At 65.7% G+C, this 23,813-nt stretch carries 36 protein-coding genes; 9 read left to right on the forward strand and 27 right to left on the reverse strand.

Annotated elements, in window-relative coordinates; genetic code table 11:
- Positions 1-102: 102 nt before the first annotated feature.
- The 3 genes from AX672_RS12185 to AX672_RS12195 are packed head-to-tail and all read right to left on the reverse strand — an operon-like array spanning position 103 to position 3,133.
- Positions 103-678: a phage baseplate assembly protein V gene (locus tag AX672_RS12185; protein WP_066651742.1), complete on the reverse strand. Its 576-nt coding sequence runs from the start codon at positions 676-678 to the stop codon at positions 103-105.
- Positions 675-1,805 carry a phage baseplate assembly protein gene (locus AX672_RS12190; RefSeq protein ID WP_066651744.1) on the reverse strand — a complete coding sequence of 377 codons (1,131 nt, stop codon included), beginning with the start codon at positions 1,803-1,805 and terminating at the stop codon, positions 675-677. Before AX672_RS12190 ends, AX672_RS12185 begins: the two co-directional genes overlap by 4 nt.
- On the reverse strand, positions 1,805-3,133 hold the full coding sequence (locus AX672_RS12195) for a DNA circularization protein (RefSeq protein ID WP_066651745.1): 1,329 nt from the start codon (positions 3,131-3,133) through the stop codon (positions 1,805-1,807). The genes AX672_RS12190 and AX672_RS12195 overlap by 1 nt, the downstream gene beginning before the upstream one ends.
- 80 nt (positions 3,134-3,213) lie before the next feature.
- Between AX672_RS12195 and AX672_RS12200 the strand changes: the two genes are divergently transcribed.
- On the forward strand, positions 3,214-3,699 hold the full coding sequence (locus AX672_RS12200) for a WYL domain-containing protein (protein ID WP_066651746.1): 486 nt from the start codon (positions 3,214-3,216) through the stop codon (positions 3,697-3,699).
- On the opposite strand, the gene AX672_RS12205 is transcribed toward AX672_RS12200, so the two are convergent.
- The 24 genes from AX672_RS12205 to AX672_RS18280 form a co-directional block, all read right to left on the reverse strand.
- Complete coding sequence (locus AX672_RS12205; RefSeq protein WP_066651747.1) at positions 3,696-5,360, reverse strand: phage tail tip lysozyme; 1,665 nt, start codon at positions 5,358-5,360, stop codon at positions 3,696-3,698. The genes AX672_RS12200 and AX672_RS12205 overlap by 4 nt on opposite strands.
- Before the next feature lie 126 nt (positions 5,361-5,486).
- Entirely contained in the window at positions 5,487-5,762 is a 276-nt protein-coding gene (locus tag AX672_RS12210) for a phage tail assembly protein (protein WP_066651748.1), read from the reverse strand.
- Between the two features lies 1 nt (position 5,763).
- Positions 5,764-6,132: a phage tail tube protein gene (locus AX672_RS12215; RefSeq protein ID WP_066651749.1), complete on the reverse strand. Its 369-nt coding sequence runs from the start codon at positions 6,130-6,132 to the stop codon at positions 5,764-5,766.
- Between the two features lie 12 nt (positions 6,133-6,144).
- Positions 6,145-7,632: a phage tail sheath subtilisin-like domain-containing protein gene (locus AX672_RS12220; RefSeq protein WP_066651750.1), complete on the reverse strand. Its 1,488-nt coding sequence runs from the start codon at positions 7,630-7,632 to the stop codon at positions 6,145-6,147.
- A gap of 2 nt (positions 7,633-7,634) precedes the next feature.
- Positions 7,635-7,808 (reverse strand): DUF2635 domain-containing protein, encoded by a 174-nt coding sequence (locus tag AX672_RS18630; RefSeq protein WP_168727462.1) that lies wholly within the window; start codon positions 7,806-7,808, stop codon positions 7,635-7,637.
- A gap of 8 nt (positions 7,809-7,816) precedes the next feature.
- The gene (locus AX672_RS12225) at positions 7,817-8,347 is read right to left on the reverse strand and encodes a hypothetical protein (protein ID WP_066651752.1); all 531 of its coding nucleotides are present in this window, start codon (positions 8,345-8,347) and stop codon (positions 7,817-7,819) included.
- Complete coding sequence (locus AX672_RS12230; protein WP_066651754.1) at positions 8,344-8,694, reverse strand: head-tail joining protein; 351 nt, start codon at positions 8,692-8,694, stop codon at positions 8,344-8,346. Before AX672_RS12230 ends, AX672_RS12225 begins: the two co-directional genes overlap by 4 nt.
- Positions 8,695-8,697: 3 nt before the next feature.
- Positions 8,698-8,964, reverse strand: a complete 267-nt coding sequence (locus tag AX672_RS12235) for a hypothetical protein (protein WP_066651756.1) — start codon at positions 8,962-8,964, stop codon at positions 8,698-8,700.
- Positions 8,964-10,037, reverse strand: coding sequence for a major capsid protein (locus AX672_RS12240; protein WP_066651757.1), 1,074 nt, complete (start codon positions 10,035-10,037; stop codon positions 8,964-8,966). Before AX672_RS12240 ends, AX672_RS12235 begins: the two co-directional genes overlap by 1 nt.
- A gap of 68 nt (positions 10,038-10,105) precedes the next feature.
- Entirely contained in the window at positions 10,106-10,777 is a 672-nt protein-coding gene (locus tag AX672_RS18895) for a head decoration protein (protein ID WP_066651758.1), read from the reverse strand.
- Between the two features lie 27 nt (positions 10,778-10,804).
- The gene (locus tag AX672_RS12250; RefSeq protein WP_066651759.1) at positions 10,805-11,380 is read right to left on the reverse strand and encodes a hypothetical protein; all 576 of its coding nucleotides are present in this window, start codon (positions 11,378-11,380) and stop codon (positions 10,805-10,807) included.
- Between the two features lie 18 nt (positions 11,381-11,398).
- Positions 11,399-12,289 carry a S49 family peptidase gene (locus tag AX672_RS12255; RefSeq protein WP_066651762.1) on the reverse strand — a complete coding sequence of 297 codons (891 nt, stop codon included), beginning with the start codon at positions 12,287-12,289 and terminating at the stop codon, positions 11,399-11,401.
- Positions 12,286-13,956: a phage portal protein gene (locus AX672_RS12260; RefSeq protein ID WP_202189323.1), complete on the reverse strand. Its 1,671-nt coding sequence runs from the start codon at positions 13,954-13,956 to the stop codon at positions 12,286-12,288. The genes AX672_RS12255 and AX672_RS12260 overlap by 4 nt, the downstream gene beginning before the upstream one ends.
- A complete protein-coding gene (gene gpW / locus AX672_RS12265; protein ID WP_066651764.1) occupies positions 13,953-14,198 on the reverse strand; it encodes a gpW family head-tail joining protein in 246 nt (81 codons plus the stop codon). The genes AX672_RS12260 and gpW overlap by 4 nt, the downstream gene beginning before the upstream one ends.
- A complete protein-coding gene (locus AX672_RS12270) occupies positions 14,195-16,351 on the reverse strand; it encodes a phage terminase large subunit family protein (RefSeq protein WP_082730533.1) in 2,157 nt (718 codons plus the stop codon). The genes gpW and AX672_RS12270 overlap by 4 nt, the downstream gene beginning before the upstream one ends.
- A complete protein-coding gene (locus AX672_RS12275; RefSeq protein ID WP_066651765.1) occupies positions 16,287-16,928 on the reverse strand; it encodes a hypothetical protein in 642 nt (213 codons plus the stop codon). The genes AX672_RS12270 and AX672_RS12275 overlap by 65 nt, the downstream gene beginning before the upstream one ends.
- Before the next feature lie 159 nt (positions 16,929-17,087).
- Positions 17,088-17,732 (reverse strand): hypothetical protein, encoded by a 645-nt coding sequence (locus AX672_RS12280; protein ID WP_066651766.1) that lies wholly within the window; start codon positions 17,730-17,732, stop codon positions 17,088-17,090.
- On the reverse strand, positions 17,729-18,358 hold the full coding sequence (locus AX672_RS12285; RefSeq protein WP_066651767.1) for a DUF3164 family protein: 630 nt from the start codon (positions 18,356-18,358) through the stop codon (positions 17,729-17,731). The genes AX672_RS12280 and AX672_RS12285 overlap by 4 nt, the downstream gene beginning before the upstream one ends.
- A complete protein-coding gene (locus AX672_RS12290; RefSeq protein WP_066651769.1) occupies positions 18,355-18,543 on the reverse strand; it encodes a hypothetical protein in 189 nt (62 codons plus the stop codon). The genes AX672_RS12285 and AX672_RS12290 overlap by 4 nt, the downstream gene beginning before the upstream one ends.
- A complete protein-coding gene (locus AX672_RS19205) occupies positions 18,540-18,671 on the reverse strand; it encodes a hypothetical protein (RefSeq protein ID WP_269454049.1) in 132 nt (43 codons plus the stop codon). The genes AX672_RS12290 and AX672_RS19205 overlap by 4 nt, the downstream gene beginning before the upstream one ends.
- Positions 18,672-18,907: 236 nt before the next feature.
- On the reverse strand, positions 18,908-19,690 hold the full coding sequence (locus tag AX672_RS12295) for a hypothetical protein (RefSeq protein WP_066651771.1): 783 nt from the start codon (positions 19,688-19,690) through the stop codon (positions 18,908-18,910).
- Positions 19,587-20,123, reverse strand: a complete 537-nt coding sequence (locus AX672_RS12300; protein WP_066651773.1) for an Lrp/AsnC family transcriptional regulator — start codon at positions 20,121-20,123, stop codon at positions 19,587-19,589. Before AX672_RS12300 ends, AX672_RS12295 begins: the two co-directional genes overlap by 104 nt.
- An 81-nt stretch (positions 20,124-20,204) precedes the next feature.
- A complete protein-coding gene (locus tag AX672_RS12305) occupies positions 20,205-20,825 on the reverse strand; it encodes a hypothetical protein (RefSeq protein WP_066651775.1) in 621 nt (206 codons plus the stop codon).
- Positions 20,825-21,208: a helix-turn-helix domain-containing protein gene (locus tag AX672_RS18280; protein ID WP_202189324.1), complete on the reverse strand. Its 384-nt coding sequence runs from the start codon at positions 21,206-21,208 to the stop codon at positions 20,825-20,827. The genes AX672_RS12305 and AX672_RS18280 overlap by 1 nt, the downstream gene beginning before the upstream one ends.
- Positions 21,209-21,360: 152 nt before the next feature.
- Between AX672_RS18280 and AX672_RS12315 the strand changes: the two genes are divergently transcribed.
- From AX672_RS12315 to AX672_RS12340, 8 genes are all read left to right on the forward strand, one after another.
- Positions 21,361-21,588 (forward strand): transcriptional regulator, encoded by a 228-nt coding sequence (locus AX672_RS12315; RefSeq protein ID WP_202189325.1) that lies wholly within the window; start codon positions 21,361-21,363, stop codon positions 21,586-21,588.
- On the forward strand, positions 21,585-21,983 hold the full coding sequence (locus tag AX672_RS18640; protein WP_168727463.1) for a hypothetical protein: 399 nt from the start codon (positions 21,585-21,587) through the stop codon (positions 21,981-21,983). The genes AX672_RS12315 and AX672_RS18640 overlap by 4 nt, the downstream gene beginning before the upstream one ends.
- Before the next feature lie 98 nt (positions 21,984-22,081).
- The gene (locus tag AX672_RS12320; RefSeq protein WP_168727464.1) at positions 22,082-22,642 is read left to right on the forward strand and encodes a helix-turn-helix domain-containing protein; all 561 of its coding nucleotides are present in this window, start codon (positions 22,082-22,084) and stop codon (positions 22,640-22,642) included.
- On the forward strand, positions 22,639-22,830 hold the full coding sequence (locus tag AX672_RS12325; RefSeq protein ID WP_066651781.1) for a hypothetical protein: 192 nt from the start codon (positions 22,639-22,641) through the stop codon (positions 22,828-22,830). The genes AX672_RS12320 and AX672_RS12325 overlap by 4 nt, the downstream gene beginning before the upstream one ends.
- Positions 22,827-23,102, forward strand: a complete 276-nt coding sequence (locus AX672_RS18645; RefSeq protein WP_168727465.1) for a hypothetical protein — start codon at positions 22,827-22,829, stop codon at positions 23,100-23,102. The genes AX672_RS12325 and AX672_RS18645 overlap by 4 nt, the downstream gene beginning before the upstream one ends.
- Entirely contained in the window at positions 23,099-23,338 is a 240-nt protein-coding gene (locus tag AX672_RS12330) for a DUF2312 domain-containing protein (RefSeq protein ID WP_066651782.1), read from the forward strand. The genes AX672_RS18645 and AX672_RS12330 overlap by 4 nt, the downstream gene beginning before the upstream one ends.
- Positions 23,338-23,538 (forward strand): hypothetical protein, encoded by a 201-nt coding sequence (locus tag AX672_RS12335; RefSeq protein ID WP_066651786.1) that lies wholly within the window; start codon positions 23,338-23,340, stop codon positions 23,536-23,538. The genes AX672_RS12330 and AX672_RS12335 overlap by 1 nt, the downstream gene beginning before the upstream one ends.
- On the forward strand, positions 23,535-23,720 hold the full coding sequence (locus tag AX672_RS12340) for a hypothetical protein (RefSeq protein ID WP_066651788.1): 186 nt from the start codon (positions 23,535-23,537) through the stop codon (positions 23,718-23,720). The genes AX672_RS12335 and AX672_RS12340 overlap by 4 nt, the downstream gene beginning before the upstream one ends.
- The last annotated feature ends 93 nt before the right edge of the window (positions 23,721-23,813 follow it).

Genomic DNA, 23,813 nt, shown 5'->3' on the forward strand with positions numbered 1-23,813 from the left:
CGGCCCGCTCCCCCACCCGGCCACCCAGATGATACTTCCGTTGGGTGGCCGGGTGGGGGAGCGGGCCGGTACCGCACCTGTTTCGCCGCAGCGAAACGGCAATCAAACGTCGTGGTCGGTCAGGCCGGTCGAGCCGCTGCCTGTCTGGACGCCGGTGTGCTTGTGCGCGTGATAGGCGTCGCGCAGGCCATTGAGGCTGACGTTGGTGCCATCGGCGCGGCTGACGACGTCGCCGGTCACCTCGAGCGTATCGGCTTCGATCCGTACCTTCTCGCTCGCCTTGATCGTGAGCGTGGTGCAATTCTCGATCGAGGCCGCAAGCCCCGCGCAGTCGATCTGGAGGCCATCCTCGGTCAGCACGATCTTGGCGCCGCGCACGTCGTAGATCGCGACGTCGCCGGGCTTCAGCCCCTTGATCCGCGAAGGCCGGTGACTGGTCGCGATCGCGACCCGGCCCGAGCGATCGCCGAGCAAGCCGATCACCAATATTTCGCTGTCGACCGGGGGCACGCTGGTAAAGCCGAATTCCATCACGCGGCGCACCTTGTCGGTGATGCGATCCTTGAAGCCGCTGCCGGCCGCGCGCTCGGTCAGCTGCACGAGCTGCAGCTCGCCGTCGTCGTCGACCATCGTGACATGGCCGACGCCGAACAGGTTGAGCAGAAAATCCTTGATCATTGCGCCGGTGCCGGTGCCGGTGCCACGTCGACCGCGGCGATCGGCTGCAGCGAGATCGGTTCGATCGACAGACCTTCCTTGGGCATCAATACCAGGTCGGCTGTCGTGCCATTGTCGTTCGATCGCCGGAACGTGACTTCGGTCAAAATGAGTGGGGTGCCGCCACGATTGCGCGGCAGTTCGACCGGGATCAAGGTGTTGGGCGTCCACAGTTTCCCGCCGCTGTCGCGCCACGAGTCGACCGTGGCGCGCACGAGATTGCCACGCCCTGCGCGCCGGTTGGCCTCCCAGCGGGCGCGCTTTTCGGTGAAGGCCTTGATGTCGACCGCGCCGCTTTCGACGAAGATGTCGAGCTGGCGGTGCCGCTTCACGTTCAGATCGTTCACCTGATAGAAGAAGTTCGATCCCGGGATATCCTGAAACGGATCAACGCTGAAATACATGCAGACATAGTTGCTGAACCGCCCGTCGATGCTGTTCTCTACATTGAAGCGCAGCACATTCTTGCCATAGGCAATGCCGCTCATGGCCGTCTTGCTGCCGACGCTGCTCAGGATCAGCTTGCCGTCACCATCCTCAAAAGCGATCAGCCCAGCATTGCGCGCGACGCGCTGAATGATTTCGGCGGGCGTTTCGCTGTAATTGACGTTGAACTGCGGCACTTTCGGCCCCGCGCTGGCGCCCTCGCCCAGCTCGACGGCAATCCCATAGGGCTGGGCCAGTTTGGTCGCGATCTGCAGCGCGTCGCTGTCGGCGATCTGGCCGCCCTCCCACTCGGCCGAGCAATCGACCAGGTCCTGCGTCTTGCCGCGACCGAGCAGCGAAATCATGTGCGACCGCGCATCGGCAGTCTCGCTGTCGCGGTCGACATAGCCGGTGATGACAGGGTCATTGCCCATCAGCACGCGGCATTCATCACCGGCCTTCGCGTTCAGTCCCGGCTTGGCCGATACCGATACGGCAAAGCTGTTGGGGAAGCCTTCGACGCGCAGCGTGATTTCGACATTTTCCCAGCCGCTCAGTTCCTGCCCGTTGACGAACAGGGTGACGTCGTTGGGGTCACGCTTGTCAGCCTTCGCCGTCACCGTGACTTCGGTTGGTGCATCGTTAGCGATCGGGTCGGGCATCAGCGGGCAAGCCCCTGAAATTCGGTCGGCATGAACAGCGGATGGATCGCAAGTGTTTCCGCCTCGAGCTCGGCGCTGCGCGTCGCGTCGCGATAATAGCGCTGCGCGAGCATGAGCGACGGGCGCGGCGCGTCGGGGCGGAACTTGCGCAGGCTCGGCAAGGGGCCGGCGCGGCGGCGCAGCTCGGTGACGAGCGCCGCGCGAATGGCGCGAAGCGCGCGAAAACTGTCATCCTCGCCGGCATCGGCGGCATGGGTCGCAAGATCGTCGAGCAGCGGGGCGATCAGGTTGATCAGCGCGATCGCGTCGTCGGTGCTCGACAATTGATAATCAGCCACGGCGCTCGCGAGCTCGGCCGCAATCGCGCGCTGCAGGATGGCAACCAGCGCGCGACCGATCTGCGTCTTTGCCTCGGCACGCTCCGATTCGAATCGAGCAAGTCTGACGAGCAGCCGGACGGCATCACCCGGATCGGCGCAGGCGGCTACCAGCGATGCGACCAGTGCCGCCGCAGCCGAAGCAATATCGGTCGTATCGGCCAGCGCCGTCGTCGCGATTGCCTTGCCGAGCGCCATCGATGCCTCGAGCATCGCCGCGCGCGCGATCGTCGCGGCCGTCGCCAGATCGGCAACCGTCGTGGCGTCGCTGTAGATGCTCCGCGCGCGCCCGTCGCGGCCGACATTGCCGCGCCCTGCGAAGCGCCCGTAATTGCCCGGCAGTTGCGTCGCAAGGCCGGACAGGGCCGTCGCATCGCGACCCAGCGACAAAGTGCGCGTGGCCCAGCTCGCGCCGGTGGAATTGAGTGCCTTGCGCCCGCCGCCAGCGGCCAGCTTGGCCGCGACGGCAATGGCGCGCACGCCGTCGACGACGAGCGCGGCGATCGCGAGGTTCTTCGCCGACAGCAAGCCGCTGTCCTGGCTGAGCGCGGAGGGAAACTGGCGCTTGCCGCTTTCGACAAATTCGATGTCGAGGTCCGACACCCGCCCTGCGCCGAGATCGGCACCAATGCTGAAGCGCGACACCCGTACGTTGAGGATACCGAGCGTCGGATGGGTGAGCGTTCCCTCGCCTCCCTTCTCAAGCGCGGCGAGCAGCAGCAGCCGCTGCAACTGGATTGGCCCGCCGGCAAAGACGACGTCGCCATCGACGATGAAGCCGCGAAAACGGAAGCGCCGCGCCTCGCGCCCCATGTCCTCGGTCCAGGGCGTGTCGCGTCCCGGATATTGATGGACGACGACGCGGCGACCGCCGCCGACATCGTCGTTGATGACGGCAAAGGGCGCCCCGCGAAAGGACGCGGGCAGCAATCCTTTCGCCAAAAGCGCCATTTCGGTCCCTTCAGTCTATCGACTCGAATGGAGTCCTCGGCCAACTTGCGAGCGGGCTGAGGTTGTGATCGGATCGGGCAATGGGCGTTCAGGCGGGGGAGTATGAAGCCACCGTGATCGGCGGCGTCCGCAACATCATCGTCGATTATGTCGACGGCGAGGGTGTTGCCTCGACCCGCGAGATCGTGCCGTTCAAGCTGCGCGGCACGATCAACACCGCCCAAAAGTTCAAGATCCTGTACATTGAGGCGCGCTGCCTGACCGCCAAAGCCAACCGCACGTTTCGCGTCGACCGCTTGCGATCGATCGCCGACGCGCGCACGGGCGAGATGCTCTCGCTCGATGACTGGCTAAAAGCCGTTCAGATCAAAGACCCGGTTGCCATCACCCTAGACCGTGCTGTTGAGGCGCCCGTCACGCCGCAGGTTGAATATGTTCAGGTCCGGCGCGGCCCGCGCTGGCGATGGCTGATCATCCTGCTCATGATCGGCTATGTGATCGGTCGTTATCGATTGATCCGCTGGGCGCTGCGCGCAGCGGGGCAGCATTGGGGATTGTGGCTTTAGCCGCCACGCACCGGTTCGAAGGCATAGGACGTCGATGGCTTGCCGACACCGGTTGCGCTGCGCACCTCGGTGCGATGGTCGTAAATCTTGATCTCGTGTTTGTGGGTCACGGCACCCGCGTCCATTGCGCTCGCAACGGCAGCACGCTCGGCGGCGTCACGATCGGCATTGAGCGGGCGCTCGACGTGCCGCGCGAAACCGGCCGCGACGCTTGCGGCATCGCTGCCATTGGCATGCGCTTTACGCCAACCCGCCTTTTCGGTGTTAGCGAGTTCCCATTGAAGGAACCTGATCTGTTCGTCTTCTGTTGAATCGTAGATCGACTTGCCGAACAGGCGTTGGAAATCCTGCTTTCGCTTCTTGTTGGTCCATTGGAACAAGCCAAAACCTGAGCCACCGCCGCGCTCGCGCTGCCTATAGTTCGCGTTGCTCTCGAGCACCGAATTGGAGGCGAGTGCCGTTGCATCGTCGGGCGAAAAACCTGCGGCGATCAGCTTCTTTCGCAGCGGCATTCCTTGCCGTGCCTTGGCCGCCACCTGACTCGCCGAGAGCCGACCCGCCCCGCCCGCCGCCCGATTGATCGCGCGATCGATCTGGCCGGCGGCGCGTTCCATCTTGTCGGCCGCGCGCCTGTTGGTTTGCGCGCTCGGCTTGAAATCATCGCGGATTGCCCCGCTGAACTGGTTGATCGCGGCCGTCTCCACCGAGTCGGTTACCTGTGCCGCTGCGCGGCCCGCAGCGCTCAGCGTTTCGCGCTCGACCTTCTGGCCAACGATGACATGACGCCGACGCAATTTCTTGCCGAGTGCAATATCTTCATCCGACAGCACGGGAGCGTTGGTCGCGGCGTCGGCCATGTCCGACGCCAATGCTTTTCCGCCCTGGGTGAAGGCGGGCAGCGCGTCAAGCGAGATGCCGAGCGCCTGCGCGGCCGTGCGGCGGCCCGAGCTGTTCTGCCGCGCGAGCGCGTCGGCGATCGCAGGCAGCATCGCCTCGACATTGACCGTGCCATCGGCGTTGGTCTTGAGCGCGACGCCGAGCCGCGACAGCATCGCGATCGCCGCGTTGTTGCGACCGTAGCGCGCATCGTTGAGCGTCTGTGACAGGCCGCCGAGCGAGCCGGTGGCCTTGTCGCGATCGACGCCCGCGCGTTCGGCTGCCGCGCTGAATTCCTGCATCGCCTTGGTGCCGACGCCGATCGTCTCGGCCGTGCGACCGATCGAGGCAGCCCCCTTGGCCCAGCCATCGGCGAGCTTGAAGGCGCCATAGGCCGCTGCCGCGATCAGGCCGATCGTGGCGCCGACGGCAACGCCGACGCCAGCAATGGCACCCTGCAGCACCCCGCCAGCGGCGGCCGCTTCGCCCAGGCCGGAGCCGAGGCCGGCCGCTGCTTCGCTGATGCCGCCGAGGCGCCCAGCGGCGCCGCTCAGCACCGACCGGTTGCCAAAGGCGCGTGCACCCGCACGCTCGACATCCGCAAAGGCGCGCACGACGCCGCGCGTCGATTGGCCGATCGTGCGTTGCTGATCGCGCGCAGCCTTGGCATTTGCCCTGGCGTTTTTGTTCTGCAGCTCGCTCGCGCGCTTCTGCGCCGAGCTGATCGCCTTGCCGGTCTTGTCGTGGCCGACAATATCGACGCCAACCTGGGCATTGTCGCTCATGTCAGACCTCGCCTGCCCAGGCCAGCCACCGGTTCAGCACCGACCAGGGTCGCGTCGCGACCTCATCGGGCAGCTTGCCGAACATGCGCGCCAGCGTCACCAGACGCGGGCCTGCATCCGGTGGCGTCAGTTCAAAAAACGGCCGAGGTACCTCGTGCCGGGCAGGAGGTCGCGCACGGCGAGCTGGCGCACGACGACTTCGGGAATGCCCGAAACCAGCGCGGCGAGCTTGACGTCCATCGCCCAGCCGCTGACGCCGTCGCACTGGATCATCTCGCCGGCGGTCGGTTCGCGCAGCCGCATCTCGACATAGTCGACGCCGCCGATCGAATAGGGCTTGCTGAAGGTGACGACGAGCTCGGCGGGCAGGTCATCGGTCCAGGTGTTGTCGGCGTCGCTCACATCAATTCTCCGTGACATCTTCACCTTCGAATTCGACCGCGAAGGTCGCATCCTCGGTGTTGACTTCGATGGGGTCGCCCGCGCGCCACATGTTGCGGCCGACGATGACCTTGCCGTTGGCAAGGCTCATCACCAGCGTCGCATCGGTCGCTTCGTTGATCGCCTTGATGAGGGTGCTGCCGCCGTCGCGGCCTTTCCACCCGATCTTGCCGGGCTGCGGCATTTCGGAATAGCCGTGGACGCCGTCCTGCCCCGTCAGCGTCTCGCGCTTGTTGGCGCTGAGCCGGTACGCCCCCTCGCCCGCGACCGCATAGCTGCGGCCGTCGATCGTGAGCGAGAGGAAACCGGCAAGGCGATTGTCGTCTGCCATGGGAAGCGCTCCTTATGCGGCGTGCCGGAACTGCGCGAGCAGTGCGAACACCCGAAGATTGTTGATGAGAATGGCGGGCCACAGCACGTCGACGCGGTTGCGATTGGTCGCGTTGCGTTCGACGATCAGGTCGCGCGCAAAAGCATCGGCATCCTGGACAAAGCCTTCGGCCTCGAGCTGGCGATAGGCAGCGATCAAATCGCCGCGGATCGTGTCGGTGGTGACGACGGGGCGCCCCGGCAGCAGCCGCACGCCGACATCGGCGAGCTTGACGCGCGCATACTTCGTGTTGACCACGTCGCGCATGCGCCGCAGCACGAACGGCAGCAGGTACATGTCCTCGACTTCGAGATAGCTGTCGTCGGCCTGCCCCTGCGCATTGGTGACATAGGTCGTGACGATGTTTTCGATCACGACGGTGCCGGTCGCATCGACATCCCACGAGCTGCAGCCGCCATAGAGCAAGGTGTTGTTGCGGGCCGAGGCAGCGTACCGCGATGCGAGCGGCGGCGGCAGCAGACCGGGCACCGTCAGCGATTGGAGCGTCAGGCCTGCATCGGCGCGCAGCGCGACCGCCGAGGCGCCCATGAACGCCGAACTCCACGCCCAGGGCGGCGACGGCGCGTCATTGTACGGGATCACCGTCAGATGCTGGTTGTTGAGCGCGGTCGCAAAGCTGGCGACCGCGCCGGCCGTGCCGCGCCTGGCAATCCAGCAATGGCCATAGACCTGCACCGACCACGACCAGCGACCGGTGGTGTCGTTGAGCAACGCGGCGATCGCGGCGAGCGACGTTGCATCGGTGAGCGAACACGCGATGAAATCGAATTCCTTGTCGAGCAGATTGGCAAGGCCGGCGGTGAGCGACGGGTTGGTCGCGCCATTGGCCATCGCGACGATCGCGACACCGAGGCCAGCCGGCAGCGCTTCGCCGCCGGCGGTGCCGCGATAATTGACGCGGACATCGATGTCGTTGCCACAATCGCCCTTGTTCTTGGCGGTGAGCGTGACGACGGCGGTGTTGACGACGGACGTCACCGGCAAGTCGATCGCTGCGGCGATCGCGGTGTTGACCGTGGACGCGACCTGCGCGGCGGTCTGGCCGCTCGCGATGACGAGCTGCAGCCGCTGTCCGGCGATGTAGAGCGACAGCGTGCCGGTCGCGGTGGTGGTGCCCGAAAAGGTGATGGTGCCGGTCGCCGCCGTGCCCGAACCGTCATCGGCGAGCGGCAACAGCCACAGCTCGCCAAAGCTGTCAGCGGCACGATAGGCATCGATCATGGCGGCGAGAATCGACCCGGCGCCTGCGGCCGCGCGCGACTCCGATTGCGACCGCGCGATGACCGGCAAGTCGGCGGTGAGCGTGCCTGCACCGGTCTTTTGCCCGATCAGCAGCGAGCGCTGCGCGCGCGAGGCGGTGTTGGCGCGGCTTGCATCGAGTTCGGCGTAGAACAGCGGGAGCCGAAGATTGCCGGGCACATTCTTGAACTGAATCGTCATGGTCAGGCTCCCTTGCCGGACTTGGCCGAGACTGCGGGCGCCGGCGCGACATCGCCATCGGCGAGCATGCGCACCCAGTGCGGATCGGCGGGGTTGATGGAAATCGGATCATCCCCGACGACGCGACGCGTCTCGGGATCCCGGACGAGGCGTCCGGGAACGGCAACAATCTGCATGGCGGCTCCTATTGAGCGAGATCGAGGTCGAGGTGATCGCCGATGGTCGCGCGATCGAGATCGTCTGTGTCGGGCTGCGCAAAATCTTCGGCGCCCTGATAAAATTCGATCGCGAGATCCTTTTGAATGCCCGCCAGGTGCGTTGCGCCTTCGGCGTCGAAAGCGAATCGGGTGGAGACGCTGGCGATCTGCTGGACTCGCTGCTGAAGCGGATAGGAACCGATCACCGCGACCTCGATCTGGCGCGACAGCTCCAGCAGTGCCGCTTCGGCCGCCGACGTGCCCGCCGGATCGTCGAGCGACACCGGCGCCGATACTTCGCCCAGAATGCGCAACATCAGCGTCGTTGTGAACTGCACCGATCCGCTTCGCGTGATCGATTGCTTGGTTTCGCTGACGACGCGCAGCTTGATCAGCGGATAGCTGTCGGGCTGGGCGGGCCAGTCACCGGGACGATAGACGCGATTGCCCGCGTCGGTCGCGCCGGTCTTGAGCAAAGTCGCCTCAACCAGGTCGACGATGTCGGCAGCGGTCGTCATGTCAGCGGCCCCATCAAAATGAGCCGGATATGGCCATGGCCATCGGGCCGCACGTCCTTGACCACGAACAGCCCGCGGCCGGCGATCTCGACGCGATCGCGCTGTTTCGGCTCGGCGGCAAACAAAGCGCGACGCACGCCCAGGCATGGCGCCGTCGTCGTGTTTTCCGCGCCATCGTCGCCGAGCGTGACGAGCTGATAGGCATCGTCATAAACCGCACCCTCGACGCGGAACGGCGCGCCACTGGCGGGCATGTACAGCGGCCAGCTCGCCGGGACCGCGCTCTGCCCTTCACCGAACACATTCATGATCGGGGCGAGCAGTTCGCGGTCCCAGTCGATGCCCATTGGTCAACCGCGTCGGCGTTCGAAGGTTGGGCCGTTGCTTTCGGCGGCAGCCGGCGCGTTGGGATCGACCAGATAACCGAGCGCCATCAGCTTGCGCGCTTCGGCTTCGGGCAGCGTCACCGTCGCGCCCGCCAGCTGCAGGCCGTCGTCGGTCACGACCGATCGACCGCGCGCGACTTCGGCCGCTAACGTGCCGTCCAGACCCGGCTCCTCAAGCACGGTGGGCGCGATTGCCTCCGCCGGAGCGGTCGGCTTGGCGGCGACGGCCATTAGCCGGCCACCACGATCGGATCGCACACAGTCGCAGCGAGGCAGGCGTTGACCCGGCTCGGAATGACGATCGGCGCCGACTGCATCAGCAGAATGCGCTGGGCCGGGTCCTTTTCAACCCAGGTCTTGGGCGCATAGGCCATCGGCTGATAATTGAATTCGGGATCGAGGATCATCCCGAACGCGCGGGTGCCCATGAGCGCGGGCCCGGTCATCACGATCGTCCCGTCGGGGATCATCGGATATTCGACGTTGTCGAGGTCGTTGACGAACCAGTCGTTGTAGAGCCACAGGTCGTAATTGCCCCAGCGACCCTTGTAGACCGCGCCGACCTGGGGCCGTGGGCCCGGATCGACCATGTTGCCCGACATCGCCAGCGTCGGGTACTGGATCGCACCCTGAACACCTTCGGCGAGCAGGAACCACGACCAGGCCGACGGGGTGAAGACGATGTCGGTCGATACCGCACCCGACTGCTGCAGGATGCGGGTGCCCCAGGCTTCGATCTGGCCGACGATTTTGGGGTCGCGGCCCTGATTGTTGAGGCCCTGGCCCCAACGATTCGCGCCTGTAAGGGCAACCGACAGCGAGGCGTGGCGACCGAAGTTGATGACGACGGTATCGAAGCCTTCGCCCTGGATAGTGACCGAGCCAGTCACGAGCGCCGACGACGCCATCCATTCGAGGCGGCGGTTGAGAATGTCGACCTGATCGGCCATTTCGGCGTTCAGATTCGCCATCTCGCGTTCGGCGCCGGTCATCTCGCCGCCAATGCGCTCACCAATCTGGCGCCGCACCGGCTTGCGCAGATCGGGCGCGCGCTTGTCCTTGATGTAGGCGGGCTTGAAGCTGTTGGTCTGGTACCGGCGCTGCTCGACGAGCTTGCCGGCGACCAGCGGCGACACGAACGGCGCCATGCGGCGCTTGCCGATGTCGACGTCGATCGCGACTTCCTCAGTGGTGCTCTCGACGATGTTGGGGAAGAAGCGGTCGAGCAGCCAGTTCTGCGACAGCTTGAGATTGGGGACCACGGCGACGAGCGACGCCGTGTCGTAGGAAAGAATGCCAGCCATGACGGGCTCCTAAAAAAAGAGCCCGCCGGTGAAGGCGGGCTCGCAGATTGGCGAAAAGGGGTCGAAGGTCAGCTCGGATCCGCAGCGGAGACCGAGGTCTTTACGAAGATGTTCCGCCTGCGCAGCTCGGCGGTCGCAAAAGCGAGCGTGGTGCCGGCGCCGAGCGTCAGCGCGCGGCCGTTGAACTCGCCCATCAGATAGACCGGGCCGAGCTTGGCGCCGCCGGTCGTGTCGACGTCGTCGGCAAGGATCGCGACCGGGAACTTCGAGCCATCGGTCGCGGCCGCCGTGGCGATCGTGTAGCCGGTGCCGGCCGCGACGGTGATGTCGAAGCCGTCGCCGGCGACGAAGGCAGTGCCGCCCGCCGTGATCGTGAAGCCGATATCATCGGCGAAGGCGGCGCCAGTGGCGCCCGCCGTCTCGATGACATAGCCGTCAGGATCCTCAACCTTGAACACGGTCGCTGCGGTGAAGCGGACGGCGTAGACGCCGGGCTTGGCACCGCCCTGCAGCGTCACGGCAGAGATGGTGCCGTTGCCGGTGTTGCCGCCGGCCTTGGCGGCGGCGACGGCCGCACCCGCGGTGATCTGGCCGAGCACGGTGCCGCGCTTGTAAAGCGCGCCGCCGGTGATCGTCTCGGTCGATGTGATCAGATTGAGGTGACCGGCGATCAGCTGATCGGGAACGTATTCGTCCGACACCGCTCGCGGTGCGAACGGATTATCATTGAAAGTGCTCATGGAAAAATCTCCGAAAAAAGGGGGCGATCAGTCCTTGACGACCTGACCGAGCTTCTGGCCGATCGCGATCATCTGGCGCGACAACGCCGTGCCGCCCTTGCCAGTGCTGGACGCCGCACCGTCGCTACCGGGGCGCGGATCGCGACGCGCGCCCATGCGGTCGTCGAGCGAGCCGCGACCCTTCGGCGCAGGTCCGGCAGCGGTCAGGATGCCGATTGCTTCCTTGGCGCTCAACTTCGGCGAATCGAACGCGAGCTGGGCGGCGAGATCGGGACGGCCGGCAGCGGCAGGCGAGGCAAAGATCGCGCGCGCGCGCTTGTTGGCCGCCACGCGACCCTTGCGGAACGCTGCCTTTTCCTTGTCGTCCATGTCGTCGTCGCCGCCCATGTCGTCATCTTCGGCGTCGGCGTCGGCGTCGGCGTCATCCTCGCAATCCTTGTCGGGATCGTCGGACTCCATGTCCTTGTCCTCGTCGTCATCGGCGCCGGGATTGTTCTCGTTGTCGTCGGTGGTCGAGGCGCGATTGCCGCGACCGAGGGTGAGCGCGGCGCTCACCAGATGCGCGAACGAAGACGTCTCCGCCGCAGTGGTTGTCTTGGCCATGTGGGTCTCCGTTTGGCTTCAGGTGAGATCGGCGAGCAGCGCGGCAAAGGCCGCGTCGGGCGCCATCACGGCATCGGCGAGGCCGGCCGTGACGCCGGCGGCGCCCATGAACGTGCCGGCCTTCAGACCGCGCACCGTGTCGCTGGTCAGCCCGCGATTGCGGGCGACCGTGTCGCAGAAGATGACGCCCATCGCGTCGATCTCCGCCTTGATCGCGGCGAAGGCGTCGTCGCTAAGCGGCAACTCGCTGCGGCCATCGGCCTTGCGATCGGCGTCTTCCGACGTGATGAAAGTGACCTTGATCCCGGCCTTGCCCAGGCCTTGCGAAATATCGGCGTGCATGCAGATCACGCCGATCGAGCCGGTGCCGCCGGTGCGCGGGACATAGACGCGCCCCGGATCGACGGCCGAGGCAATCGCATAGGCCGCCGAATAGGCATATTCACTGAGGATCGCCGCCATCGGCTTTTCGCCGCGCGCGCCAAAAATGGTGTCGACCAGGTCGAAACAGCCCGCCACTTCGCCGCCGCCCGAGCGGATATCGAACGCGATCGCGTCGACACCGGGGTCGCCCAGCGCGGTCAGAAAGGCCTGGCGAATGCCGTTATAGCCGGTCGCACCCGAATAGGGCCGCAGCGAGGACCGCTTTTGAAACAGCGTCCCTTCGATCGGGATGACCGCGATGCCGCCGACCATGTCATAGCCGGGATCGTGCGATCGGCCCGAGGCCTCGAAAGCTTCGTCTTCCTGATCGAACGCAAGCGGCACCGGGCGACCATCGGCGCGCACCATCTCGTCGATGCCCAGACGCGCCATCAGGCTGGCGAGCGCAATCTCGCCCTTGCGCGGGTGCACCGCGATCGGCGTGTTGAACAGGCGTTGGGCGACAAAGCCCAGGTCGTGGATCATGTCGCCTCCGGATCGGTAATCGATTTCGACGCCGGCGGTCGCGCCGACGATTCACCCGGCGCGATGCCTGCCCAGGTCGGTGGTTCAAGGCCTGCATCCTTGAACCGCTGCAGCGTCTGCGCGCGGGCCTGGATCATGTCGTCGCCGTCGATGCCCTGTTCGGCGCACAGCTCGTCATAATCCATCAGCGCCGAATCCATGCCGAGGATCGCGCCCTTTACTTCGTTGACCGGGTCGATCCAGCCGCGCCCCGGCCCGATCCACTTGGCGCGCGAATAGGCATCGGGGAATTCGAGAAACTCGGGAGCGCCTGCCGGCAGGGGCAACTGGTCGATCTCATGCGCTTCCTCGACGAAGGCAGTAAAGATCGGCTGCGCAAAGCCGATCGCGAAGTCGTCGCGGCGGCGCGTCATGGTTTTCCAGAATTCCAGCATGGCGCCGCGCGCCGATGAATAATTGACGTCCGACCAGTCGTTCGACACCTGCTGCGCCGACAGTCCCGCGGCCGAAGCGATATTGCGCAGCGCTGCCTTTTCGAAGGCGATGAAGTTGCCGCTTGGGCGCTTGGCGTCGAGCTGGCCGACGCGCTCGCCGGGAAACAGCGTGGGCATCGCGCCGCCGGCGCCGGGAATGCGCACTGGCGCTTCGGCGTGAAAATCCTGCCGTGCAGTCTGATAGCCGCCGATCTTTTCGCCCGCGTCGAACACGCTTTCGGCAAATTCCGGGTCGAACGGGCTTTCGAGCCAGGCCCCGAACACCGCATTGAGGATCGACGCGTCGAGCTCGGCGACGTCGTAGCGGAACAGCATCTTCAGCCGGGTGACGACCGGCGCGAGAATCCCGCTGCCGCCACGATGTTGCCCGGCGCGATCGCGATCATAATCATGAACGATGATCGGTCGGCCGTCGTCGGTTTCGCGCTCGATACGATCCCAGCGCGCGCTGTCGCCCGCTGACCACCAGTCGCCCTGATGCGCGCGGCGGATGTGATAGGCGACGGCGACACCATCGTCATCGACCTCGACGCCGCCGCGCAGAATATGGCTGTCGAACGCCATTTGCGGATTCGACATGCGATCAGGGTCGATCAGCTGGACACAGGTCGCATAACGCGCCTTGCCGGGGCGGCAGCGTTCGGGTCGCCATTGCAATTGCGCCAGCGCGTCACCGTCGACCAGCTTGTGCCGAAAGCCGACGCGTAGCTGCTGCCCGATCGTCATCGATCGCTGGACGTCGCACCAGCGCCCGCGCCCGTTGGCCCAGGTGCGATAGCTCGCATCGAGCGCCTTCGAATATTCATAGGCCCAGCTCGCGTCGAACGCCTTGATGCCGGTGTGCGCGGCGAGCGCCCGCCAGTCGGGCTTGGCGATCGGCCGGAAATTGGCGCCGACCGCATTGTCGAGGATCCGCGTGATCGTGCCCGACGCCCAGCCGTCGTTACGGGTGAGATCGCGGATGCGCGCGACGATGGTGTCGCGATAGGGATTGAGCTCGCCGTCGCTCGACCAGAGATAGGGTTGCCATGCTGCCATGTGCGCGCCGTCGCGATCAGCGGCATCCCACGGCAAATTGGCGTTGGTGCCGCCCAGCGCCATCGCACGACGGCGCGACGGCTGCCGCTCCATCGGCCGACCATGGACGTCGAGGATCTGTACCTGGCCGGTCACAGATAGACCAGTCGACGGGTGTGGCGGGGGCCGCGCAGCCCCAACGCCTGTTGCAACTGCATGATCAGAGCTGTGGCTTCGGCGACCGTGGTGACGCGGCGGGTAACCGATTTGGCGCCATCACCCTGCGTGTAGGACAGGCTTGCCATGGCCTTGCCGCTCTGCAGCTCGATAAGCGCGGCCTGAGCCGCCGTCAGCGCCGCCTGCAGCTGATCGGGCGACATGCCGGCGAAGATGCTCATGGCCGACCTTTCCGCGCGAGCAGGCTGCCCAGCGACTTTTTCGACGTCGCCGGATCGGCGACGGTGGTGATCTTCACTTGCGGCTCGGCCGCCGGCGCTGTCGCGTCGGCGTCACCACCGTCCACATGATTTAATGTGGACGGCGCGTGCCCGACGTCGATCGCGCCGACCTTGTCGGCCAGCGCGTTGAGCTTCAGCCCCATGTGCATCAGGCCGTGGAGCGCGGCATAGGCATAGACGCGGCAGTCGATCGCTTCGTTGGCGCGGCCATCAGGTAGCACCCAGACGCGGTATTTATGCCCGCCCGACTGCTTGACTTCGATGCGCTCGGCCGTGAGCTGCTTGAAGTAATTGAGATCGCGATCGGCCGGGAAGTGCATGTAGCCGGGGCCGTGCACGTCCTTCGCGAGATAGTTGCGGATCGTATCCTTGGCGGCGTTGACGCCGATGATGACCGGCCGGAAGCTTTTCTTTGATCGCGACGTCGGTCGCTTGATCGGCCACACCGGGTTGCGCTGGCCGGTGCGCGCACTTTCGCCCTTGATCGCCCAGATCTGGCGGCCGAGGCGCGCCTTGGCGAAATCATAGACCGCGTTGGTGTGGTGACCGCCCGAATCGATGCACGCCGCCGTCACCGCGAACGGGCGTCCATCGGCGCGGTGCCAGCGCTGCTGCAGATAGGCGTCGAGCCGGGCCTGCAGCTTGGGGTCGTCGAACTCGCCGTCGATCACTTCATAGGCGATCGACCAGCTTTCCTCGTTGCGGCCGAAGCCGACGATTTCGACCTCGACGCGATAGTCCTGGACGTCGATGCCGGCGACGATGATCGCGACACCATCAGGCACCTGCGCCGCCCAGGTTTCGCAGCGCGCGAGCAGCGCGTCGGTGTTAAGTTCCTTGCCGGTATTCTTGCGATAGGTGAGGGCAAGCTGGGTGTTGAAGAAAGTGAGCTTGGTGTCTTCGTCCTTCTCGGCCGCGAGCCATTTGGCTGCGATCTTCGGCGGCGCGTCATTTGCCCAGGGGCTGTAGAGCTTGCTTGCCTGAAAGCCCGCATGTTCGTTCGGTACGGCCCAGGTGCCGCAGTGACGGCACTTGGCCCGGAAGACCGCCCAACGATTGCTCGCCCACCAATCCCAGACCTGGTCGACCGCCGCCTTGTCGTCGGCGCGCCACGCCGCGTCATAGGCGTCGAGCGGGGTCTGCAACTCGTCGCAGCATTCGAACTGGCGCGTCTGATGCCAGCGGATCGTCCCAAGTGCGCGCAGCCTTTGGCCCTCGGTCCAACCGGTGCCGCAGGCCTCGCAATAGATCGCCGCCTTGTCGGGCCGGTGCGGGATACCGTCCTTGCCACCCGGCCATTCGACGTGTTTGAAAAACTCGAGAAACTGGCGGTGCCCGCAATCGGGGCAGGACACCGAGGCGCGGCGCTGGTCGGACTGCTCGTGGCTTTTCTCGATCTTGCTCTCGCCGGTGACCGTCGGCGAGCACACGCGGATCGACAGCGAATTCGAATCGAACGAGGCAAGGCGTTCGTCGCCGATCGCGATCGGGTCGCCTTCCTTGATCGGCAGATATTTGTCGACTTCGTCATACATGACGATTCGGATTGGCCGACGGGCAAGGTTGTCCGGCGAGCCCGCGCCGACCATGCCCAGAAACCCGCCGGGAAATGCCTTGTAGTCGAGCGTGTCACCGGCATCACGGCTGCTCGACCTGCCGACCAGTCTGCGCAGTTTCGGCGTAGCATAGATGAACGGAGTGATGCGCTCTTTCGAAAACTGCTGCGCTGCTGCGTCCTTGGGCTGGACGATCAGCATCGGGCAAGGATCGAGGTGAATGTGGTAGCCGGTAACGTTTTCGATCAGCGACGTCTTCAGCAGCTGCGTGGCGACCATCGCCGAGATCTTGCGTACCCCGGGTTCGGTGACCGCGAGCATCGGCCCGCGGGCAATCTCCACCCGGCTCGTGCGCCACTTGCCCGAGCTGTTGCCCGATTCCTTTGCCTGGACCCGGCACTTGTCGGCCCATTCGGGCACGCTGATGCGCGGCGGTGGCGTCCATCCCCGACGGACGGCGCGCGCGAGCCGTTCAGCCTTCTCGTTCGTCGAAGTCGAGGTCCGGCTCGCCGAGCTCGTCGAGCTGCTCGTGGACATAGGGCTTCAGCGCCTCCACCAGCTGCGCCGAATCGATCCCCAGATCGGCGGCAAGCAGCGGGCCGAAGCGGCCGGGCCAATTCATCCAGGCGTCGCGCGCCTTGCGGCGATCGTCGAACAGGACACGCTCGGCGACCTCGATTTCGATCAGCAGGCCGGCAGCCTTTTGCGCGGCGAGCAGATGCTTCAGCGCGAGCGCGTTTTCCTTGACGGCGACGGCGCCGGCCTTGTTGCGGAACTCGCCCCGCAGCAGCTCCTCGATGAAGCCGCCCGCAATCTCGTCGTCGATTTCGCCGTCCGCAACGGCGGCCGTCAGGTCGGTAACAACCTCGTCGACTTCGGCCTCGATGTCGCGCTTGGCCGGGTTGCGGTTGCGGGTTGCGCTGCGCGGTTGCGGGGCGGCAGTTGCGGCATCGCGCTTGAACCGGCCGAGCCCGTGCTCGCGCATCGCGGCGTCGGATTTCTCGACGTCGACGAGCTTGCCGACAAGGACAAGAACGCCGCTATCCCGCCATTTCGCCGCCGCCTGACGCGAAGCGCCGTGCGTCGCGGCATAGGCGCTGAGCGATAACGGCATCGCACTCCCCCACCCCGCAACCGCAACCGCAACCAACTTTTTGACCCTGTAGCTGGGCACGCTTCGTAGTGCGCAATTCCCCACGTTTCAAAAGAAGGTGGGAAGGACCCAAAAGGGTTTGAGGTCGGCGGCGGGGCGCCTAGTTGATCGGTGGCCGGGCTAGCGGCGCTGGGTGGCCATGGCGCGGCGCAGGGCCGTGGCAAACTCCGAGGCGGCATTGGCGCGTACGTAGCGCTGGGCCACCCCGTAGAAGTCGAACCGCTTTCTGACGGGGGTGGTGTCTGCGAATTTGATCAGCAGCTTGAGCGGCCCCTTCGCCGCCCTTCCGCGCTTGGGCGTTGGTCGCTGCCACACGCCGCTGATCCGCTTGCCGCCGCGCATCACAATCGGCCCGATGTAGACATTGGGCTTGGCGGCGAGCGTCTTCAGCTTGTTCTTCGTCAGGTTGCCATAGGCATTGAGCTGCACATTGTCGCCGATCGGCGCCAGCATGCCCTTCTTGGTGCCGAGTGACCGCTTCCCACCAATGACATAGGGCCGCAGATAGTCGGCCTGGATGTCCTTGACCGCGACATGAGCGACCGGCCTGGTCTTGGTCGCCGCCTCGGTGCGAAACGCGTTTTCGGTGAAGGGCGTCGGCGTGTCGAAGGTTCGATCGACCGCTTTCTTTTCCTCAACCACCACACCCTTGGCCAGCGCATTGAGCGTCAGCGCGGTCGCGAACGGTATCTGGCGCGCGCCCAGCGCTGCCATCGCCTTGTGAAGTGGCTTCAGGTCGACGCGGATATCGATTGACGGCGTCACGCCGCTGCCATGTCGATCGTTACCGCGCGCCATGCCGCGTCGGGCGCGGGCCGGTCATAGAAGCGGATGTAGGTCCGCGACCCGATGACCCGGATCGAGTCACGAATCGCCTGCATCGCCTGCTTCCACCGTTCATCGGCGATCTCGACGCGCAGCAGCATGAACAGCTCGGCGCGGTTGATCTGCCCTTCCTTGTCGACCGAGAACACCCGGTTGACCAGCGCGCGCAGCTCGACCGCGCTGCCCACCGCCCATTCGGTCAGGCACTGGTCGATCAGCGCCTTGGCGGCCTGCAGCTCGGGCCCGAACTCGATCAGGTCGGCGACTTGCACGGTCACCTTTTCGCAGCCGTCGAACGACACGAGCGTGATGTTGCCCTTCTTGCCGCCGATGCTGGCGCCATATTCCTGGGCGATCAGCGCCTGCAGGCCGCCAACTTTTTCAAAGGTCGCCGCCTTGAACACGCCGATCGCGGCCGACATCTCGCGCGCCTTTGCGAGGATGTCGCGGACGGTTTCGTCCATCAACAGATCCGAAGCCTTTACCGAGGCGAGCGGCACAAGATTGCCCTTGGCGTCGCGGCGATAGGGCGTACCGCCGACATCGATCATCTCAGAATCGCTCATTGCCGCACACCCTCGCAATCGTCGCGATTGAGGACATCGATGCCATGGCGCTTGAGCGCGTCGCGCGCTTCGCTCAGTTCGCGCTCGATCGCGGTCAGGCTCGCGATGGAAATTGTCGCTTCCTTCGCGCTCTTGGCTTCGTTGCTGTTCAGAAAGCCGCGTAGCGCGCCGAGATCGACCGTCATCGCCGCGCGCCCCGCGCCAGCTTGCGCAGATTGGCCGCGATCTCTTCGATCAGCTCGGCGGCGGCACCTGGCCGCGCCTTGAACGGGTTGCCCAGCCGCAGCTCGCGTACCAACGCTTCAAGCGTCAACGCTTCCCGCTCAATCAGATCGGCGAGACTAGGCTGCGGCTGGGCGCTGGAGGGCGTGGCAGGCCGTGGGACCGGGGGGGATGGCACGGGCAGCACCTCCAGACGACGAAGCCCGCCAGACGCCGGGGGCGGGCGTGGGCGGGCTTCGGACGCTATTGTGGCGGGGTCGTTTTTGCCGCTTGCGTGGCCACTTTGGCAGGGTCTTTTTTGTGCCGCTTCGAAATTAATCGCGCCGTTCAGGCAAGCCTTGCATGCGCGCGGTCGAGCGCGGCTTCGTCGATTGCGCGGCACGCGTCGAGATAATGCACCGGCCAGCGGTCGATCGCGTCGATCAGTAGCGCCTTCGCGCGGCGGTTGTGCATGTGATAGCGTTTGGCAATCACGCTATAGCCGAACGCGTCGCCGACGATCATCTCGAGCACCGGCGCCGCATTGCTGCCGAGCGATCGTCGCCACGCGCCATAAGCGACTTCGCGCCGCACTTGCCCCAATCGCTCGTGAAAGCCGCCATCGCCATAGCGCGGCGCATCGATGCGCGTTTCGACGCTGCTGGTCTTTACCGTGACATCGGCGCCGATGCGTTCGGCGACCAGCGCGATCTCATGCGCCCAGGCCAGCTGCTCGGCGTCGATCGAGCCCTGCGCGTACAGCCGGGCCAGTGCGCCGAGCCGCGGCGTCGCGGCGGCCGCGTGCGTTGCCGCTGTCCCTTCGCGCTTGTGATCAAATGCCTTGTCGCGCTCGATCCGGCCTTTGCGCAATTGCCGCTCGGCGCGGGCGCGCCCGGGATGGCGCTGCGCCCAGGCATCGTGATTGGCGCGGGCCGTGCGCGCCAGCTCGATCTCGATCGGCGATGGCTTGCGCGCTGGCGGTGCCTTGGTCGACCAGCCGACCGATGATGCAGGTGACGGCGCCGGCTCAGCCGCCGCCCGCGCGGCGCGGCGTTCTGCGAGCGCCTGACGGTGAAAGCGGTCGATGATCGCGCGCATGACCCGCGCTTCGGCCGGATTGGTGTCGGTCATCAAATCCCCCGGATGCGCCGCCGGTGTCGCGGCCCATCCTGGCGCTATCGCTCAGCTCGGGCACGCGCGGCAGGGTCGTTTTTGTGCCGGGTATCGCGATGCGCCGCGCATCCTCGTCGACGACGTACCCCGCCGCGCGCAACTGCGCGAGCGCGGCGTCGCGCGTGCTCGGCAGCATGATCCCGCGCCGTGCACCATGGCCACGCACGAGCTTTTCATCGATTTCGAGCCGCCGCACGATGCGCTTCGCAGCGCTTCGGCTGATGCCGCAGCCGCGTGCGATCTCGCCATAGCTCGGCGATCCGGGATGATCCGACAGATAGCGGGTGACGAAGCCGAGCACGATCAGCTTGCGGCTCGCCATATCGGCGCGCAGCCGCGGCGCGCTGGCGAGGTCGGACGGCGGAAGATGGGATGGCGAGGCGTCGGTCATCGGCAAGCACATGCCCTCCCGCTGCCGAACATAGCGTGAAACTGTCACATTACCAATGCGCTCACCGGCAGGCGCCGCAGCTTACAGGTGATTGTCGCCGAGCTGTTCGTCGCGCGTGTCGATCGGCGCTTCCTGCTCGTTGATGACCGGCGACGGTGTCGCATCATCGGCGATGGCGTCGCGGTCGACGACCGGCGCCGTATCCCTCCCGATCTCGGCGGCCTTGCCATAGCGCAGCACGAAATCGGCGATTGCGTCCTCGTTCGCCAACCGCACGATGCGCTTGGCGTCGTCGGCCGTGCGGACGATCTCGTAAGTGATCGGCAGCACCAGCCGATCGCGCAAAGCTTTCACGTGCAGATCGACGGGGAATTCGCCGAACTGCAACAGCGGAGTCGACCGCAGCACCAATTGCGCCGAGCATTTGACCGAACCCGTCGTCGCATCGACTGCCTCAAGCACCGGCTGCTCGAATTTGACCGTGCGCATCATCTCATCGATGTCGCTATAGGCGATGCGCCGCGATCGAGGCATGTCGGGCGGCCAGATGCGATCAAGGATGACCTGGTTGATCGCACGATAGGTCGAGGACGAGGCGCAGGTCGCGGCCGGTGCTTCGCCTGTTGCCGACGACACCGCGCGCTGTATCGAATCGCACCCGGCAAGCGCAAACGCCAGCGCGATCGCCATGGCCGCTTTCATCAATCAACCTCTCCCCGATAGCTGAGCGCCGGCGCATGGAGCGTCGGCGCTTTGCCCCTGCCCGCCATTGATCTCACGATCTGCAGCAGCGCGCGCTGGTCGTCGATCGCGAGGCAGCGAAACGACTCAAGCAATTCGCGGTCGGTATAATCGAGCTCGGGCGGCGGCGGCGCGCCTTCCTCGGGATCGTCAGTTTCGCCCATCAGATATTCGGGCGACGTGCCCAGCTCTCGCGCAATTTGATAAATGTGCTTTGAAGCGTAAACGTCACCGGTGGCAAGCCGGTTTATTGAACTTTGCGAGATGCTTAGCCGACGAGCCAACTCAGCTTGGCTAATCTTGCGGCTTTCCATCCGCGAGCGAAGGCGGTCGGCAACGATCACGCGCGCGAACCTATGCGCTTGCGCATAAGTTGCACGTCCAGTTTTCGGGTTGACTCGCCTATGCACAAACGCATAGAACCCACCTCATGCTTAACGCACCTGACCTCGCTGATCGAATTGCGCGCTGCTCGACGCCTGCTGAGGTGTTTGGCTTGGCGATCGAGTTGCTCGGCAATCAGTCGCGCGCAGCGCCGCAGATCGGGCTGAGCCAAAGTCAGATCTCGCGACGACTGAAAGAGGGCAAAGGATGCCCGCATGATCTCGTCATCAAGGTCGAGCATCTGACGGGGATTTCGCGCCACGATTTGCGCCCCGACTTGCATCCGCGAGACAAGCCCGCGCCCGATCACAACCGCGCTCCCGAAAGGGCGGCGGCATGATCGCGCTCCAGCTTTTCCCCATTGGCCGCTGGCAGACCGGCCGATCCCCGCGCGTGGGGACCCCAGGACCGGGGATTGTGTTTCCGCTTCGCGCGCGTCAGCCCGACAGTCTGCCACCATTTTCAGCACCCGCATTCTCCATCGGACCCGACCGCCCCGCATCGGTCGGCCGTACCGCGCGCGCCGACCGGCTCCTCTCCTGGCCCCATTCGTCCTTGGACGAAGGTCCGGCGCGCGCGGGCTTCATGTCGGCCCGCCAAACGCGCGACGCCCTAGCCGAGTGCTGCCGTAACGTCTTGCGCCGATCGCGCGGCGCGCTGTCCCGCCTGTCCCGCGCCGGGATGGCGCGTAAGGCCTTCAATCCGGGGGAAATCATGCTCGACCTGTCCGGCTGACGCGGCCTACGCGCCGCCCTTCTCCACCCAGCTTCACCTGCGACGCGCCGAACTCCCCATCGGCAGCGCCGATTTCCTGCAACCAAAAAGGACGTGAAATGACGATTTCCGTACCCCCAGAACAGGCCCCAGAACCGCCGACGCGCAGCGCGCCGGCGGGGCCAATGTCCCCCGGCACTTACTTGCGCAAACGCCGCGAAGCGGCCGGGATCGAGCTCGAGGAGCTCGCGCTCATGCTTGACAGCGATCCTGCCATTTCGGCGCGAAGCCGCGCCGAGCTGCTTGCCGCTGTCGAGCAGGACACCTCGCCCGTCACCGAGGATCTGATGACCGCGATCCTGCGGCTTGGCGATGCGTTCCGTATCGACCCTGTGGTCTGGGTGCGGCTGATCGACCTTGCCGCGGGCATGGACATTGCCTGGCCCAAGCTCTGCCAGTCCTGCGGCTGCAGCGAGTTTGATCCGTGCGTGCATGAAGTCGACGGCGCGCATGTTGCCTGCCACTGGGCTGTCGACGGCCTGTGTTCGCGGTGCGAAATCACCGAGGCCGCACTGCACCCGGGCGCGAAGCGCTTCAACGGCCACCACACCCGCGTCGATCTTGATCGCGGCAATGGCTTCACTGTCGTCAGGGCAGCGAGCGGGAGTGCGTCGGCATGAAGCGCCTCTCGACTCGCCACAAGCTGGCGCGCGCGCGCGCCTGGCGCCTCGCCAACAAGCCCTTTTTCGACGCGCTTTACGGCAGCGACGGTGATCATCGCTTTCCGAGCAGCGAGCGCGTGCGCGGCATGGCTTATGCCCGTGCCTGGCGCGCTGCGCGTCAGGACAGCCGGCGGAGCGTGCGATGAGACAGCACGCCCTTGTCCGCAGCGCGATCGCGCTCCCCCACCGTGCCGTCCCGCGCCAGTGGCGCCCGCGTCGCCGCTTCGCCTCGTGCACCTGCCACGCATGCCGTGGCACTGCCTCTGGCGAATTGCGGCTCAGCTGGCGCCGCCGCCTCACGCTGATCGTCGCCGGCCTCGTCGTTGGCCAGTTGCTGGTGATCGCGATCGATCGCGTCATCGGCGGGCCCGGGCCTTTCGCCTGGGTCGCCCTCCTGTTCGGAAAGACCCTGTCATGAGCGCCACTGTTGCAGCCGACGAACTGCGCCTGTTGCTCGAGCGCGCCGAGCGCCTCGAGGAGGAAAAAAAGGGTATCAACGACGACATCAAGGACGTCTTCGCCGAAGCGAAGGCGCGCGGTTACGACGTCAAAACGATGCGTCAGATCATGCGGCTGCGGAAGATGGAAAAGCATCACCGCGAGGAAGCCGAGATGTTGCTCGAAACCTATCTCGCCGCGCTGGGGATGAGGTGATGGGCGCGCTCCCTCTCGCCCTCGAAACGGAGCTGACCGAGGCGCTCAACGTAATCGGCCGGCACTTCACGCAACCAAAGATCACGCTCGTCATACGGCCAGATCTGGGCGCCGAGAAGGACGGGCATGTCATCCTGACGAACGATTATCTGCCGGCAGTGATCGCGCTGCTATCGCGGCGTGCAGGAGACGCAGCATGAGCGCGCGGGTCCGCGACGTGATCGACGTCAACAGGCGCTGGGACGTGTTCGTCGGCTCGCGCCTTGGCGTCGCCTATTGGCACGGCAGCGTGCTGGCCGCCGACGCGGCACTTGCGCGCCAGACCGCGCGATCGCGATGGCAGCAGACACGAATCGGCTTCGTCGAGGAGCAAGCGCTGTGAACCCGCGCAGCCGCTACGTCGCCGAGCTCCACGCCGCCGTGGCGCGGCTGCTCGCCGGTCGCCGACAGGTCACGCTGGCCGAGATCGAGGAAC

The sequence above is a fragment of the Sphingomonas sp. CCH10-B3 genome (assembly GCF_001556185.1).
Lineage (GTDB): Bacteria > Pseudomonadota > Alphaproteobacteria > Sphingomonadales > Sphingomonadaceae > Sphingomonas > Sphingomonas aquatica.